The following is a 15,182-nucleotide window of genomic DNA, read 5'->3' as shown; positions in this document are numbered from 1 at the left end:
TCCCGACGGCGGTCGCGCCATCGCCGACATCTGCCGAAAATCGAAATCCCCATAGCCATCGCCTGTGGCCCGCGGGTTCCTTCCTCGGGGACTTTCGTACGCCTGCCGGCGCCCGAAACTCTTCACGCTAGCGGAACGTCCACTTCCAGACTTCCAAGCTGGAAAGCCGACGTTGCCGTGAGTCCATAGCGCAAGGGGCGTCGTTCAAGATCAAGCCTAAACTTGCTTCCGCGCTGTGGTTTCGTGCAGTAAGTTCGGCGTTGTCCTCAGGTCAGCCCGGTCGTGACGATCTGCGTTGTCGTCCACATATGCGATGCTATCGCCGCGCAGGCGCGCGCGACATCGCGGGCAATGACCGCATCTGCGATGTTTCTATGCTCTTGCGCCACATCGCGTTCGGCTCTGGCAAGCGGTACCGAGAGCTGACGGTAGCGCTCGCTTTGATCGTATAGCTGCCCACGAATCCGAAGCAGCCAGCGGTTGCCGCAGGCGGAAACCAAAGCACGATGAAATTCACGATGGGCCTTGACCCAGCGCTGGTCCAGAACGGCAGGGTCATCGGGCATCGTATACGGCGTGTGGCTGAGACGGTGGAGGGCAGCCACGATATCCGTCTCCCACTCGAGTCCGCCTTTCTCGATCGCCAGCTTGAGGCACTCCTGCTCGATGCGGACGCGGGCGTCGGTCAATTCGGCGAGGTCTTCCGGAGACACGTCCGAAACCGTGTACCCACGCTGCGCCCTGGCGTCGACAAGGCCCTCGGCCGAAAGCTTCGACAGCGCCTCGCGGACTGCGCCCAAGCTAACCTCGTACTTCTGCACGAGAGCCTGGATATTGATCTTGGACCCCGGAAGCATGCGGCACGAAATGATATCGTGGCGCAGCTGCTCGTAGACGTCGTTGGCAATCGTGCGGGCTACCGTATCCATGTCAGTGTCGCTTGTCTGGCCGTCGAGGTGGTTCAAATGCATCAGGCATCGTGCCGCTTCTTGGCCGACTTGAGTCGAATGTCAAAGCCGCAGAAGTCATTCCGCCGTCCAGCCGCCATCGATCCTGATGGAAGTGCCCGTCATCAACGCGGCGGCGTCCGAACCGAGAAAGACAACGGCCCCCATGAGATCCTCGACTCGACCGAGTCGGCCAAGCTTGATTTTGGACAATACCTCATCTCGAAAAGCTTTGCTTTCAAAGTAAGGAGCCGTCATCGGGGTCTCGATGAAGGTGGGAGCAATGCTGTTGACCCGGATGCCTTGCGGCGCGAGCTCGACAGCCATGGCCTTCACCAGTCCTTCCACCGCGTGCTTGGACGCGCAATAGAGGGTTCGCGTTGCCATCGCGACGTGACCCATCTGCGACGTCGTGAAAATAATCGAGCCCCGGATATGTTCGGCCAGCATTTTGCGAACAACGGCCTGCGCCGAGAAATAGGCAGCCTTGACGTTGAGATCCAGAACGATGTCATAGTCCGCCTCGGACACCTCGGCCATCAGCTTCGGCCTGTTGGTGCCCGCATTGATCACCGCTATGTCGAAAGCCGGCTGTCGCGCGATCAACTCGCCGGCTCCGGCAATGTCGGTAACGTCCAGAACGAGCGCCTCCGCCTTGCCGCCGCGAGCCCTCAGCTCCGTCGCGACCTCCTCGACCTCGCTCCTGGTCCGCGCAGCCAGCACTGTGTCGGCGCCCGCCTCCGAAAGCGCCGTGGCCAAGGCCAGCCCGATTCCGCGTCCGGCGCCCGTCACCAACGCGCGACGCCCGTCCAGCCGAAACGAGGGCGCCATCGGCAGCGTAACGGGCGAAGCGTTCATTCCGCCGCCTCGGCATAAGGAATATTGCGCGCGCCATAGCGCCGCAGTCTCACATTCGCCTGCTCGGCGTGGCCCAGGAACCCCTCGAGGACGCAAAGTCGCGAGCAGTATTCCCCGATCATCACCGAGGCTTCGTTCGTGAGGACCTTTTGGTAGGTGCAGGTCTTCAGGAACTTGCCGACCCAAAGCCCGCCCGTGAAACGCGCCGTTCCCAAAGTCGGAAGGGTGTGGTTCGTGCCGATCACCTTGTCGCCATAGGCAACGTTCGTCCTCGTTCCGAGAAAAAGCGCTCCATAGTTGGTCATACGGCGCAGAAAGTAATCGGGGTCGCGCGTCATGACCTGCACATGCTCGGAAGCGATGCGGTCCGCCTCGCTCACCATTTCGTCTTCGGTGTCGCAAACGATCACCTGGCCGAAATCGGTCCATGCCTGCCTGGCGATCGATGCGGTTGGCAAAATGCCGAGAAGCCGCTCGACCTCGGCCATGGTCTGCGTCGCGAGTTGCTCTGACGTGGTCAGCAGGATGGCCGGCGAGTTCGGGCCATGCTCGGCCTGCCCAAGCAGATCCGTGGCGCAGAGCTCGGCATCGGCCGTGTCGTCCGCAATCACCAGCGTTTCCGTCGGCCCGGCGAGCAGGTCTATGCCGACACGGCCGAAGAGCTGGCGCTTGGCTTCGGCGACATAGGCATTTCCCGGGCCGACCAGGAAGTCCACCGGCGCTATCGTCTCGGTGCCGATCGCCATCGCGGACACGGCCTGGATGCCGCCCAGCACATAAATCTCGTCGGCGCCCGCCAGCGCCATGGCTGCGATGACGGCCGGGGCTGGCCTTCCCTGGAACGGCGGCGTCATGGCGATAACCCGCTTCACGCCGGCCACCTTGGCGGTGACGATCCCCATATGGGCGGATGCAACAAGCGGATACTTGCCTCCCGGCACGTAGCAGCCGACCGAATTCATCGGAATGTTGCGGTGGCCGAGCACCACGCCGGGCAGAGTCTCGACCTCGACATCCTTGAGCGCGGCCCTCTGGACTTCAGCAAAGCGGCGGATCTGCGCCTGCGCGAAACGGATATCGTCCAGCTGGCGGGAAGACAGCGCCCCGACGCAGGCATCGATCTCTTCCTGCGAAAGACGAAAGGACGGCGGCGACCACCGGTCGAACTTCTGCGACAGTTCCCGCAACGCAGCGTCTCCACGGGCCTCGACGTCGATGAGAACACTCTCGACTGCGCCGCGCACGGCGCTGGCATCGGTCGCCTTGGCTTCCGCGGATCGCCCCGACTTCAGTATTCTGATCATGCAATTTCCTTTGCTCTGCGTTCTTTGCCCGGAGCCTTATCCATCCCGGGGGGCTGCAATGGTGTCGAAAAGCCCGTTTCGCCTACTCGGCCTCATAATTGCGCGCGAAGTCGTCAGGCGGAGTCGGTCCCCAGATGTAAAATGAATCCTCCGGATCGTGGTCCTTGGATTCCCAATCCATCTCGGCGGGGATGTAGTCGATGTCGCACGAGTACTCGGCGTAGCTGCCCCAGGGGTCGCGGATGTAGTGGAAGAAATTCGAACCAAGCACATGGCGCCCCAGTCCCCAGCCTCTCGAAAAACCCTTATCGGCCATCTGCATCGCACCTTGCCCGACATTGTCGATCAGCGGCACATCCCAGCTTGTATGATGGAGGCCAGGCGCCGATGATTTGACGAAGGCAAGCATGTGATGGTCGCTGCCGTGGCGGCCATGCAGGAATGCGATGTTGTCGCCCGAGCGGTCGGACAGCCCCATGCCCAGGACCTCGGTATAGAAGTCGATCGCCTTCTGGACATCACGGGTGAAGATCAGGATGTGGGCAAGCCGGGTCGGGCGAACCTTCGCCGCCTTGCTGCGCAGCGGCGCGGCGACAACGCCGGCGGGCGTTGAGGCATGCCCCGACTGCGCCTTGAAGTCGGGCGACATCTTGGCGGCGACGATCAGCTCAATGAGATTGCCGTCGTGGTCGCGGAACCACAATCCGTTGGACTCGAAGCCCTTGGGCGGAGCCAACAGCTCCATCCCCTTGGCCTCCAGATGCAGTTTGAAGCGTTGAAAATCCTCGTCAAAAACGCCGAAGGATAGATGCTGCAGCTGCTTGCGCGAGCCTTGGACAAAGAAGCCCCAGTCGTGGTCGATCCCTTCCGTGCGCACCGCATAGCCTGAGCGGTGGTTCACCACGTCGAGACCGAAGGCCTGATGGAAGCGCTCGGCCTCCTTGAGGTCGGGAACGGCCAGCACGAAATGATTGACCGAGTGGATGCCGAGAATGCCCTCGCCGCCCGCATCAAGCTGCCGCTTGCGAATTGCCGTCATTGTTCATCCTCCACCCGTCGCATCCGACGTCCTCACTTCCGTCGACGCCAGACATCGTTACAAAAAATATATTTTTATGTCAATGATGCGATCTAACTACGTCCGAAAGGGTGTCGGCTGATAGGCGATCAGACGCCACTGGTCCCTGCTTTTTCCCCAGACCGCCATGCAGGAATTATCGAACTCGCGGACCGCGGTTCCCACCGTCGCCTTCGCACGCATGGTGCCGGCGACGACGGCCAGGCCGTCCCGCACGACGATGCGTTCGCTGCTGTGATGGATTTCGTGATAGACGAAGAACCGGTCTGCGACCTTTTTCAGATAACCCGCCTTGTCGTCACGCTCTCCGAAGGAGTGCGTGTAGACCAGGTCGTCATCGAGGAGATCCGCAAGCGTCGCGACATCGGAGGCCAGCATCGCCGAATAGCGTCTCTCCTCGAGACCTTCGATGACCCGGCGAACCTCATCGGCAGGGTCTGCTTTTTGCAAATCCATGGTTTTCCTCCCGATTCAAGCAGCGATCGATGCGGCGAACGGCATGAAATGCTCCGTCCAAAGGCGGGGCGGCAGCGCGCCCCAGCGGTTCACGACCTTGGGATTCGATAGGTTTTCGCCCGGGTCGGCAATCCTTGCCTGGTGGTTCTCGTCCTCGATCACCTCCATTTCGGCGATGCATTCCACCATGAACTCGGACCGGCCGATGTAATAGGCAAACAGATTGTCGCCGGTGCCATGACGGCCAGGTCCCCAGACCAGGAAGCGTCCCTGTGCGTCAAGTGTATCTCCCAGCCGCTTGAAATCGTCGAAACTAGCGAACTCCCAGCTGAAGTGGTGCAACCCGCTTGGTCCTTTGACGGTCGCGACCGTGTGGTGCCGGTTGTCAGCCGCCCGCATCCACACGATTTCATGGCCGGTGGTCCGCTCGGACAGTCGAAGCCCCAGAACGGCCTCGAGCTCCCGGCTAATCGCCTCCGAATCCCTGCTCGACAGGTTCACGTGATCGAGGCAGCGGGGACGGATGCCCGGGCCCGTGTGACGGACCGGCTGCGTCAGCGGCATTGGCGTGTGGACCTCAAAGACATGGCCCTCGCTGGTCGCGAACGTGACGGAGCGCTCGATGCACGCAAGCGAGGACGCTCGGACAGAATTTTGAGGCCAGCCTGTTCGGCACGAATGCGCACCGCCGCGACCGCCTCCCCATCGTGGGCCTGCAGCCCGATTGCTCGAACGCTGTCGCCATCGCCGGCATGCAGGACGAGTTCGGCGTGACGCTGGTTCGAGGTGAGCAAGGCTCGACCGCGCTCGCGTTCGACGACGCGAGCGCCTGCAATCGTGCAAGCGTCGTCTATCGCAGCTTCGATATCCGTCACGTTGAGGGCGACATAGCCCAGCCGCTGAACCATCGGTCTCATCAAATCCTCCCGAGATATGCTTTTTGGCCGCCGTCCGGATCACTTGACGATGCCGATCTTGGTCCTGTCCGTCGTAACGGCGACCGCGACCAGAATGATGATGCCGAAGGCGACGTCCTGCGCGGCGCCCGGCAGGCCCGCGATCGTGGCGCCGACACGGACCATCACTGCCGTGAGCCCGCCTATGAGGCTAGCCGAAAGGCCGCCTACCCCGCCCGAGATTGCGGTCCCGCCAGCCACCACGCCGACCAGCGCGGGCAAGAGCAGGTTGCTCGCCATCGTCGGCGCGCTGTAGAGGGTTTGCGATAGAAGCATCATCCCTCCGAGCGCGGCGCAGATCGACGAGATCGCGAACGCGCAGCTCCGGATCAGGTCGCGCCGGACGCCGGACATATAGGCAGCCAGCTCGCTTGCTCCGAAGGCGTAGATATCCCGGCCGACACGCGTGAAACGCAGCAAAAGGGACAGGAATATCCACACCGCGACAACCGCGAGGAAGGCATTGGGCACGCCATGCGTCCTGCCGCCGAGAAAGTCGAGCGGCGCAACTCCAGGACCGAGGCCGACCGTCGAGGCGTTGCTGAGATAGAGGGCAAGGCCGGAAAACAGGCCAAGCGTCCCAAGGGTCATTACGAAGGAAGGAATCTGAAGCCGCCCGATCAGCCACCCCTGGGCGGCCCCGATCCCTGCCGCTCCAGCAAGCACCATCGGCACGGCGGCCGAACCGAATTCGGGGACAAGCAGCGCCACGACCACGGCTGAAAACGACGCCATGGCGGCCGCCGACAGGTCGATGCAGCCGAGCAGCACCGGAAGCGTGCTGCCGATAACCAGGATCAGCAGCGGCGCCGCGTCGAAGAGCAGCGCGTTAATCGCACGCCATTTGAGGATGCCCGGCGCGATCCAGATCACAGCCGCGAACACCAGCACGAGGACAATGGCCGGCCCGCAGGCGCGCAGCAGGTCACCAGCTGATCGGATGGATGGGAACATTCGGGCGAGTACGGGGGTCATGAACGACTCCGATGGGTCCACCAGGTGCAGTGTCGGTCGAGAGGGTCGCGGTGCCTGCTCATACCATCGCTCTCACGATGTCTTCCTCCGACGGCCGTTTGGCTTGCACGTCGTCGAAACGCTGGCTGAGCCTCCCGTCCCGCAACACCAGGATCGTGTCCGAGAGCGTCACCATCTCATCCAGCGTGTCGCCGACGAAGACGATCGACAGACCTTCTTCGGCCAGCCGACGGATCGCGTTGAAAAGGTCGGCGCGCGCTCCGGGATCGAGACCGCGGGTTGGATGATCGAGCACCAGGAGCCGCAGCGAGCGACCCAGAAGCCATTTGCTGAGCACCGCCTTCTGCTGATTTCCACCCGAAAGCTGGTCGATACGGTGGTCGAGCGACGGCGTTTTGATCTTGAGCCGCTCAACCCAGTTCGCCGCCTCGCGCCGTTCGCGCCGTTTCGACAGCAAGAGCCCGCCATAGCCATAGTCCGACCCGAAGGTAACGGTCATGTTCTGGCAGACACTCATGCCTTTCATCATCGCTTCCGCCTTACGCTCGGCGGGGACATAGCCAATGCCGAGACCGACGGCGCCGCTCGGACTGCTGACACGCACCGGCCGGCCCTCATATTCGATGTGGCCGCTGTGGCTGTCCTCGACGCCGAAGATCGCGCGGCAGACCGCTTCGGCGCCGGATCCCTGGACGCCGATCAAGCCGACGATCTCCCCGGACGCGACATCGAAGGTCACATCCTCGACTTTGCCCGGCACCGTCAGGTCGCGGACTGCCAGTCGCTTCGGCGCTTTCTTGTCCGGCGGATTGCTCCGCGGCAGCACCGAACCCGCGCGCTGGCGTCCAACCATCAGCTCGTACAACTCGTCGGGGTCGGTTGCGCCTTTCACCCTTTCGGCGACATTGCGTCCGTCGGAAAGCACATAGACCCGGTCGGAGATCGCCAGCACCTCGTCCATGCGATGCGAGATGAAGACGACCGATGAGCGCATCTTCAGTCGCCGCACCTGCCGGAAGAGCGCCTGGATCTCGGTCGGCGTCAGCACCGAAGTCGGCTCATCGAACAGGACGATGAGATGACCTTCCACCAGTTCCTCGAGCGACAGCACCTTGGCCAGCTCGACCATCTGGCGCTGCGCAAAGGTCAGCTGGTCGACAGGCGTGTCCGGCGCGATATCCAGTTCGACCTTCTCCAGTTGGATACGGGCCGCATCGTTCATCCGGCCGCGCCGGTAGAATCCGAAGCGGCTGAAATCGGTCGGCTTGTCGATGAAAAGGTTCTCGGCAACGGTGAGATTGCCGATGAGCGACTGCTCCTGATGAACAAGCCCTATACCTGCTCGCGCGGCCTCAAGGGGAGAGCCGAAGCGCACAGGTGAACCCCGCAGACGCATTTCCCCGGCGCTTGGTTGATGGAGGCCGCCGATGATCTTCATCAATGTCGACTTGCCCGATCCGTTTTGGCCGATCAGGCCGAGAACCTCATGCTGGCGCAGCTCCATGTCGATCTCATCGAGAGCGAGCACGCCGGGAAAGCGCTTGGATATATTTTGCAGTGACAGCAGCGCGTTCATTTTACCACCCGGGTCTTGCGCCGCAGGTGCCAGGTGGACGCGGCGACCGCTACGACGATCACCACCCCCTCGATGGCCTTCTGCAGCAGAGGGTTGGCTCCCGTCTGCACGAGACCGTTGCGCAACGTGACGAGAACAAGGACACCGACAAGCGAATGCAGCACGCCACCCCGGCCGCCGGACAGCAACGTGCCGCCGATCACGCAAGCGGCAATTCCTGGAAAGAGCAGCCCCTCTCCCGCCAAGGGATTGCCGACACCGATCTGCGCAGCGGTCAGGATGCCGGCCAATCCGGTCAGGCATCCACAGATGGCAAAGGCGCCGACCTTGTAGACATTCACGTTCACGCCAGCCAACCGGACAAGCGCCTCCTCGGCGCCGATGGCAAAGCCCATACGGCCAAGCTTGGTGCGCCGCTCGACGATGAAGGCGACGAGAGCGAGCGCCGCAGCCAGGTACACCAGCGCGCTGAGGCCCAGATGTTTGTGCAGGGCCAATCCGACAAAGCCGCCGTCGAGGATTTGCGGCTGCCTGGAGGGAAAGAGCAAAGCCGCCAGGCCGAGTGTGATCAACCACATCGCAAGCGTGACGATGAGCGATGGCATCCGCAGATAGGCATACAGTGTCCCGTTCAGGGCGCCGACGGCTAGGCCCGCGGCCAGCGCCACCACAATCGCGCCCGCACCGAGGTCATGTGCGGTGACGCTGTTGGCGATCAGGATCGAAAGCAGGATGTTGGCGAGTGAAGCCACTCCTTCGCCCGACAGATCGATCGAACCTTGCACCAGCACGAAGGTCATCCCGATCGTCACCACGGCGGGAACCGCCGCCGACTCCAAGATCGCCTGCAAATTGGCTGCCGAAACGAAATTCGGGGTCAGGCTGGCGAACACCAGAACCATTGCAACCAGCGACACTATCGGGCCGGCCGATTTCAAGACACCGAGTGCGGTGTGCCCGGATCGCCGCTGCGTTCCAGCTTCCCCGCGTCGCGGGGAAACCATTGCGCCGGTGTCGTGGGCGTGCAATTGCGCCTGGGTCATGGTGCGGCTCAGTTCACGCCGACCGGGATCTGACCCTTTGACCGCGCCCAGAAATTCTTCTTCAGCGCGTCGTAGGAGAAGTCGGCCGGGTTCGGCTGGGCCGAGAGCATCGCATCGACATTGTCCTTGGTGGCCAGCGTTTGCACCAGGTAGAAGTCGCGTTGCGCCTGCGCCAGGTCGCCGATCTTGAGGTCTCCCGAGGCCACCGCGTAGGCAAGAGCTGCCGCCACGGCTCCGTGCAGTTGCGAGCTGATGCGCATACTGGACAGCATCTCGCCCGACTTGATCAGCTTCAGCACGTCGCTGGATCCGTCGGAGCCGGTGACGGGGACCTTGCCCGCCAGGCCCTTCTCGCGCAGCGCCGCGACCGTGCCGAGCGCCATGCCGTCATTTTGCGCGAAGACACCTTTCAACTGGTCCCCGTAGCGCGCAATCCATGTACGCGTGATGTTTTGACCTTCCGTCTGCCCCCAATTGCCGATCTGGGTGTCGAGGATCGTCATGCCCGGGCATTCCGAGACTGCCTTCAGGAGGCCGATCTCCCGTTGCTTCGAGGGCGGATTGTCCGGCGTGCCCTTGAGAACCGCGATGCCGCCCTTGCCGCCGATCGCCTTGCACAGCGCCATGCCGTTCTGGTAGCCGGAATCGACACCGTCGAAGGAAATGTTGGCGATCCATGCATCGGAAGCCGTGTCCCAGGGATGGATCTCCTCGGGACGATTCCACATCGTCGTCATGACTGCGCCGCCGGCTTCCGCCCGCTCGACGAAAGCCTTGGTGAAAGCCGTCGAGTCAGGAAACCAGGCGAACGCACAGCCTTCGCAGCCGGCGGCAAGTATCGCTCCCAATTGCTGCATGTGCTTCTGGCCGTCGAACCCGCTCTCGTAGACCTCGAGCTTGGCGCCGACTGAGTTCGCCACCTGCTGCGCGCCCCAGATGACCTCCTGCCAGTACTCGCTGCTGGTCGTTCCGACCGCCAGATAGATGGTCTTTGGTTTCTCCTGGGCCATTGCGGCGTCGCCCGCCAGAGGGCCAACGACGATCGCCACAGCCGCCACCACCGCGGCTGAAATCCTTTTCAGCAGTTTCACTTCATCCTCCCGATGATCGTGTTCATGCGACGGGCCGTCCTCTACGGCCCTGCGGAACATACATTTCATCAAAAAATCTATTTTGTAAAGACGAATAAATTATCTAAAAGGAAAAGTGATGATCGATGCCTGCGCAACCGATAGGAGCATTCGGCCATGGGAACAGGAGAAACCGTGCTTGTCACCGGCGCCACGGGGCGAACAGGCAAAGCGGTAATCACTGCGCTTGCCGCGCGCGGAGCGCGGATTCGCGCCATGACCCGCACGCTGGCGGGACAGGACAGCCTTCGCACTGCAGGCGCGCACGAGATCGCGGTCGCCGATCTTGGGGATCGCTCGTCGCTCGATGGCGCGGTCTCGGGAGTTGCGCGGCTCTACCATATCGGACCGCGCTTCAATGACCGCGAGATAACGTTGGGAGCCAACATCATCGGCGCCGCCCGCGACGCCGGTCTAAGGCATTTCGTCCTTCATTCGGTTTTCCATTCGCAATGCCGAACCATGATCCACCACCGGCAGAAGCTTCGGGTGGAGGAGATGCTGATCGAATCCGGCCTGGCCTACACAATCCTCCAGCCCGCCATGTACATGCAGAACATCGCGCTCGAATGGCCGAAGATCGAAGCCGAGGGCATCTATGAACGCCCCTATCGGACAGACCTTCCCATGGCGATGGTCGATCTCGCCGATCTGGCAGAGGCGGCGGCGGTCGTGCTCACGACCGAGCGCTATATCGGAGGCACGTATGAGCTGGTTGGCGGCGTACCGCTTTCACACGCCGGCATGGCGAAGGTGCTGACCGGACTTTTGGGCAAGCCGGTTCAGGCGTCGCGCTATGCGCCGGCGCAATGGCGGCGCCGCAACCGCGGCCGCCTTCCGGACGACTATCTTCGGATCTATGCGGCGATGTGCCGTCACTACGACCGCTTTGGTCTGCCGGGCGGCAATCCGGCGACGGCATCGATGATCCTCGGCCGCGAGCCCGCCGGCTTCGAGGATTTCGCCCGCCGCTTCGCCGCGGAACGAGGGACAAGATAGCAATGCGGGGGCCCGGACCCTATGTCCGGGCGCAAGTGTTAGGCCGTTGCCGCCGTCACGCCGGCCTCGGCCAGCACCTTGCGGGAGGTATCTCCCGAACGCTCTCCCGCCTCTGTCGCCGACAGTGCGTCGGCTTCCAGCGAGAAGACTTCGGGGCCGACATGGCGGAGGTTGCCCTTGCCCGCGACGATCTTGATGAGCTCGACGACGTCAAATTCGCCCTCTCCCGGGAAATTCCGATAGTTGATCGTATCGTCGAAGAGCGACTTGCCCACCTGCCGCCGCAAACCGTCATCGATCTGCATTCCAGCCAGGTGCCTGGCCGGCAGGCTCCTGAGCAGGTCGAGCTCGTATGCGCCCTTGGAAAAATGCCAGACGTCGACAAGGATGCCGGCATTGGACGGATTGACGCCACTGATGATCGCCCAGGCATCGGAAAGATTGGGCATTCCCCAGAACGGCATGAATTCAAGATCGATCCAGTATCCCTGCGCCTTGGCGCGCTCGCAAAGCCGCCCGAACCCGTCGATCAGCCGGGAGAGCTCAACCTTTCCCTTGTCATAACCTGCAACCGCCAGGATCGACGTCAAACCGAGTTTCTCACACATGCGAAACGAATGATCGGTGCTGACATCGAAGCGGGCGCGCAGCTCCGGCGAACATTCCGCCGGCACACGGATGGGGGCCCAGTCGGTGAGCGAGTCCAGATAGCGCAGCGGAGCGCCGGCATCGGCGGCCATCGCCTTCATATCCGATGGGGTGAGCCCCGACTCCAATGCGTCGAGGTACGTTTCAGGCGCGATGGCGAGAGCGGTGAAGCCGCCTGCCCTTGCGGCTTCCACATGCCCCCGGAACCCATGAGCGCGCGCCGAGGCGGGCCAAAAGACGAAATCGACCGGTGCAGTCATCACAATCCTCCCTTCTTTTCCTGGCGTCACCTACTTAGCCGGCCACGGCGGAACGCCGCGTCGGCCGACGCCCGTGGCGAGAAGCCCGCCATCTGCCGATGATGGCTCGCAACGCCGTTGGTTAACTTGCAGCCGAGTCAGGCGGCTTCGTCCGTCCCGAAACGGTGTGGAATACCCGCCTTGTCGAAGACATTTGCGAGTGCGACCCGGCTCCGGTTGCCGATCTCCTCGGCCGACAGCGTGTCGTAGAGACCGGAGAAGGTCTCGGGTCCATAACGGTTGAGCCCGCCGATGCGGTGAAGCTGCTGGAGCAGCTCGACCACCGGGAAGCCGCCAGTGCCAGCGTCGACGCGATGGAAGATGCAGTCGTCCAACAGGGACCGGCCGGGTCTCAGCGTTGCGTCAGCATCGGCGATCTGCACGGTGGAGATCCTGTCGCCGGGGATCGTGTCTAGCAGCGCCGGGTCCGGCTTGCCGCGCAGATAGTGCCAGAAGTCGAACACCAGGCCGCTGTTGTCGCGGTCCGCGGTCTTGATGATCTTCCAGGCGGTCTCGAGGTCGGGAAGGCCCCAGAACGGAATGAATTCGAGGTCGCAGCGCCAGCCAAGGCCGGCGGCGCGGTCGCAGGTCCTGGCAAAGCCTTCGATGAGTTGATCGATCGAGACCTGGCTTTCCGGACAGGTGATGATGCAGCTCATGGAGTCGACCCGAAGCGCCTCGCCGATGCGAAAGAAGTCGTCTTCGTCGAACCCGAAAAACCCGAGCGAAAACGCGGCCGGGTCGAGATTGTCGGGCAGCCAATGCGTCGCCCAGCGCGAATAGGGATCGAGCTGGGTCAGCTTCACCCCCTCGTCATCCGCCATGAGCAGCATGTCCTTCGTTGTGACGCCGTCGGCAAGCCAACGGCAATAATGCCATGGCGTGATTGAGATGGCATCGCAGCCTGCCAGTCGCGAGGCGCGCAATTGCTCCCTCAGCGGCAGCGACCGCACCGTTCCCACCCACATGATCGTCGACGACTTGTCCATAGTCTCCTCCTTGTCGCAGCTAGGCGCGAAGCAATGGCGCCTCAAAAACCTTCGAAAACAATCTTGCCGTTCACAGAGCCGGCCTCGATATCCCGGTGGGCCTGGATCAGCGCGGTCGCCGAGGCCCGCCCCAGGCGCCTCGTCAGCGTGCTTCGCACCTCCCCGGCATCGACCAGCTGCGCCAGCTTGCGCAGGATTGCCCCCTGCTCGGCCATGTCCGGGCGCTGAAAAACCGGCCGTCCCATCACTGAATGCATATGCACGGCGATGCACTTGGTTTTCAACGTGGCGAGCGGAAACGGATCGGGATCATCGAGAACTCCGATTGACCCGAACGGCTGAACCAGATCCACGAACTGGCTCTGATGTCGAGGCGTCTGAGCCAGCGCCATGACGAGATCCACGCCCTTGAAGCCCAATGCCTCCACCTGCGGCTTCAACGGCTGCCGGTGGTCGATGACATGGGCGGCGCCAAGCTCCCGGCACCAGTCCGCCGTCTGCGGTCGCGACGCTGTCGCGATCACCGTCAAATCGGTCAAGGCGCGCGCGAGCTGGATCGCCATGGAACCGGTTCCGCCGGCGCCACCGACAATCAGCAGGGTCCGTCCGGCCGAGGCCGGTCTTGGGCGGGCGCCAAGCCTGTCGAACAGAAGCTCCCAGCTTGCCAGCGTGGTAAGCGGCAAGGCAGCCGCCTGCGCAAAATCGAGACTCTTCGGCATCGCCGCGGCGATCCGCTCATCCACAAGCTGGTATTCCGCGTAGCTGCCCTGGCGAACGACCGAGCCGGCGTAGAACGCAGCGTCGCCCGTCTTGAAGTTTTCCACCTTCGAGCCCGCCGCCACGACGATCCCGGCGGCGTCGTAGCCGGGCACTTTGAGCGCACCGCCTGGATCGGCTATGCGCCTGAGCTTGGCGTCGAGTGGGTTGACCGAAATGGCCCTTACTTCGACCAGAAGGTCGTGATCCTGCAATTCGCTCGGTCGGGACAGTTCGACCTCGACAAGCGCATCCGGCGCGTCGACGGGCCCGGCCTTGGTGAATCCGACTGCCTTCATCCGACTGCTCCTAGAACAGGTTGCGGATCGACCCGCCATCGACGCCCCAAACCGATGATGTGACGAAAGATGCCCGCTCCGAGGCGAGGAAGACGATGATGTCGGCAACCTCCTCAGGTTCGCCCATGCGCTCGAGCGGCAGTTGCCGCAATTTCATTTCATGGTCGACCGCCTGGCGCGGCGGCATGCCGTGAACCTCCGCAAGCTTGTCCGCAAACCCTCCCGGCCGGGACCACAGCGGGCTCCAGACCGGCCCTGGCGCGACCGCATTCACCCGAACATGGGGAGCCTCGGCGCGTGCCAGGCTTTTGGTGATGCTCACCAGCGCGGTCTTCAAGGCGGCATAGTCGGCTGGAATGGTCTCAGGCTGGCGGGCGAGATCGGACGTGTTGTTGACGATCGCGCCGCGGCTTTCGCGCAGCCGAGGCAAGAGGGCGCGCGTCATGCGGATATTGCTGAGGAAATTGACGTCGAATGTGCGTTGCCAGTGCGCGTCGGTCAGCAGATCGAATGGCTGCGCGTCGACAATGCCGACATTGTTGACCAGGACATCCAGTCTGCCATTCGCGGCTGGGAACACGTCGGCGATCCCCTGTTCGACGCCTTGCGCCGACGATAGATCGGCGACCGCAAGCGTGATTTCGACGCCCGTCGCCGAGGCCGATGCGGCCGTCTCCTTCAGGCCCGCCGCATCCATATCGATAAGGCGCAGGTCCGCCCCTTCCCTGGCAAACGCGAGCGCCGTTGCCCTGCCTATGCCGCTTGCCGCGCCCGTTATGAGCACGGTCTTTCCCTTCAATCCGGTGTCCATGGATCCCTCAAGCAGTGGTTGCATCGCCCATATGCGCCATGCAGGCGCAGTGACGCTG

Annotated in this window: 16 protein-coding genes; 1 reads left to right on the top strand and 15 read right to left on the bottom strand. The window is 62.9% G+C overall.

Translation table 11 applies throughout. The features are described from left to right. Window positions 1-266: 266 nt before the first annotated feature. The 11 genes from EN853_RS10965 to EN853_RS10915 all read right to left on the bottom strand — a co-directional run bounded on the left by EN853_RS10965 (window position 267) and on the right by EN853_RS10915 (window position 10,284). Window positions 267-929, bottom strand: coding sequence for an FCD domain-containing protein (locus EN853_RS10965; protein ID WP_127858577.1), 663 nt, complete (start codon window positions 927-929; stop codon window positions 267-269). 96 nt (window positions 930-1,025) lie between these two features. Then, on the bottom strand, window positions 1,026-1,805 hold the full coding sequence (locus tag EN853_RS10960; RefSeq protein WP_127858576.1) for an SDR family oxidoreductase: 780 nt from the start codon (window positions 1,803-1,805) through the stop codon (window positions 1,026-1,028). After that, window positions 1,802-3,109 carry a histidinol dehydrogenase gene (hisD, locus tag EN853_RS10955; protein ID WP_127858575.1) on the bottom strand — a complete coding sequence of 436 codons (1,308 nt, stop codon included), beginning with the start codon at window positions 3,107-3,109 and terminating at the stop codon, window positions 1,802-1,804. The genes EN853_RS10960 and hisD overlap by 4 nt, the downstream gene beginning before the upstream one ends. 82 nt (window positions 3,110-3,191) lie before the next feature. Then, a complete protein-coding gene (locus tag EN853_RS10950) occupies window positions 3,192-4,148 on the bottom strand; it encodes a VOC family protein (protein ID WP_127858574.1) in 957 nt (318 codons plus the stop codon). 96 nt (window positions 4,149-4,244) lie between these two features. Continuing rightward, the gene (locus EN853_RS10945; protein WP_127858573.1) at window positions 4,245-4,643 is read right to left on the bottom strand and encodes a nuclear transport factor 2 family protein; all 399 of its coding nucleotides are present in this window, start codon (window positions 4,641-4,643) and stop codon (window positions 4,245-4,247) included. Between the two features lie 15 nt (window positions 4,644-4,658). Continuing rightward, window positions 4,659-5,207, bottom strand: a complete 549-nt coding sequence (locus tag EN853_RS10940; protein ID WP_127858572.1) for a VOC family protein — start codon at window positions 5,205-5,207, stop codon at window positions 4,659-4,661. Beyond that, entirely contained in the window at window positions 5,198-5,560 is a 363-nt protein-coding gene (locus EN853_RS10935; protein WP_135855913.1) for a VOC family protein, read from the bottom strand. Before EN853_RS10935 ends, EN853_RS10940 begins: the two co-directional genes overlap by 10 nt. A gap of 39 nt (window positions 5,561-5,599) precedes the next feature. Beyond that, the gene (locus EN853_RS10930; protein WP_127858570.1) at window positions 5,600-6,574 is read right to left on the bottom strand and encodes an ABC transporter permease; all 975 of its coding nucleotides are present in this window, start codon (window positions 6,572-6,574) and stop codon (window positions 5,600-5,602) included. 58 nt (window positions 6,575-6,632) lie between these two features. Continuing rightward, complete coding sequence (locus EN853_RS10925; RefSeq protein WP_127858569.1) at window positions 6,633-8,150, bottom strand: sugar ABC transporter ATP-binding protein; 1,518 nt, start codon at window positions 8,148-8,150, stop codon at window positions 6,633-6,635. Beyond that, complete coding sequence (locus EN853_RS10920; RefSeq protein WP_127858568.1) at window positions 8,147-9,193, bottom strand: ABC transporter permease; 1,047 nt, start codon at window positions 9,191-9,193, stop codon at window positions 8,147-8,149. The genes EN853_RS10925 and EN853_RS10920 overlap by 4 nt, the downstream gene beginning before the upstream one ends. 8 nt (window positions 9,194-9,201) lie before the next feature. Next, complete coding sequence (locus tag EN853_RS10915) at window positions 9,202-10,284, bottom strand: sugar ABC transporter substrate-binding protein (RefSeq protein ID WP_245516922.1); 1,083 nt, start codon at window positions 10,282-10,284, stop codon at window positions 9,202-9,204. A gap of 156 nt (window positions 10,285-10,440) precedes the next feature. On the opposite strand from EN853_RS10915, the gene EN853_RS10910 reads away from it, so the two are divergent. Continuing rightward, window positions 10,441-11,322, top strand: coding sequence for an NmrA family NAD(P)-binding protein (locus EN853_RS10910; protein WP_127858567.1), 882 nt, complete (start codon window positions 10,441-10,443; stop codon window positions 11,320-11,322). Between the two features lie 38 nt (window positions 11,323-11,360). Here the strand turns inward: EN853_RS10910 and EN853_RS10905 are convergent, their stop codons facing one another. The 4 genes from EN853_RS10905 to EN853_RS10890 all read right to left on the bottom strand — a co-directional run bounded on the left by EN853_RS10905 (window position 11,361) and on the right by EN853_RS10890 (window position 15,124). Next, window positions 11,361-12,230 carry a TIM barrel protein gene (locus EN853_RS10905; protein WP_127858566.1) on the bottom strand — a complete coding sequence of 290 codons (870 nt, stop codon included), beginning with the start codon at window positions 12,228-12,230 and terminating at the stop codon, window positions 11,361-11,363. A 137-nt stretch (window positions 12,231-12,367) separates the two neighbouring features. Further along, window positions 12,368-13,258 carry a TIM barrel protein gene (locus EN853_RS10900; RefSeq protein WP_127858565.1) on the bottom strand — a complete coding sequence of 297 codons (891 nt, stop codon included), beginning with the start codon at window positions 13,256-13,258 and terminating at the stop codon, window positions 12,368-12,370. Between the two features lie 41 nt (window positions 13,259-13,299). After that, window positions 13,300-14,313 carry a zinc-binding alcohol dehydrogenase family protein gene (locus EN853_RS10895; RefSeq protein WP_127858598.1) on the bottom strand — a complete coding sequence of 338 codons (1,014 nt, stop codon included), beginning with the start codon at window positions 14,311-14,313 and terminating at the stop codon, window positions 13,300-13,302. A 10-nt stretch (window positions 14,314-14,323) separates the two neighbouring features. Beyond that, window positions 14,324-15,124: an SDR family oxidoreductase gene (locus EN853_RS10890; RefSeq protein WP_127858564.1), complete on the bottom strand. Its 801-nt coding sequence runs from the start codon at window positions 15,122-15,124 to the stop codon at window positions 14,324-14,326. Window positions 15,125-15,182 lie beyond the last annotated feature (58 nt).

The sequence above is a fragment of the Mesorhizobium sp. M1C.F.Ca.ET.210.01.1.1 genome, assembly GCF_004791585.1.
Taxonomy (GTDB): domain Bacteria; phylum Pseudomonadota; class Alphaproteobacteria; order Rhizobiales; family Rhizobiaceae; genus Mesorhizobium.
Note: the sequence above shows the minus strand (reverse complement) of the source record. Positions and strands in the feature narration are given on the sequence as shown.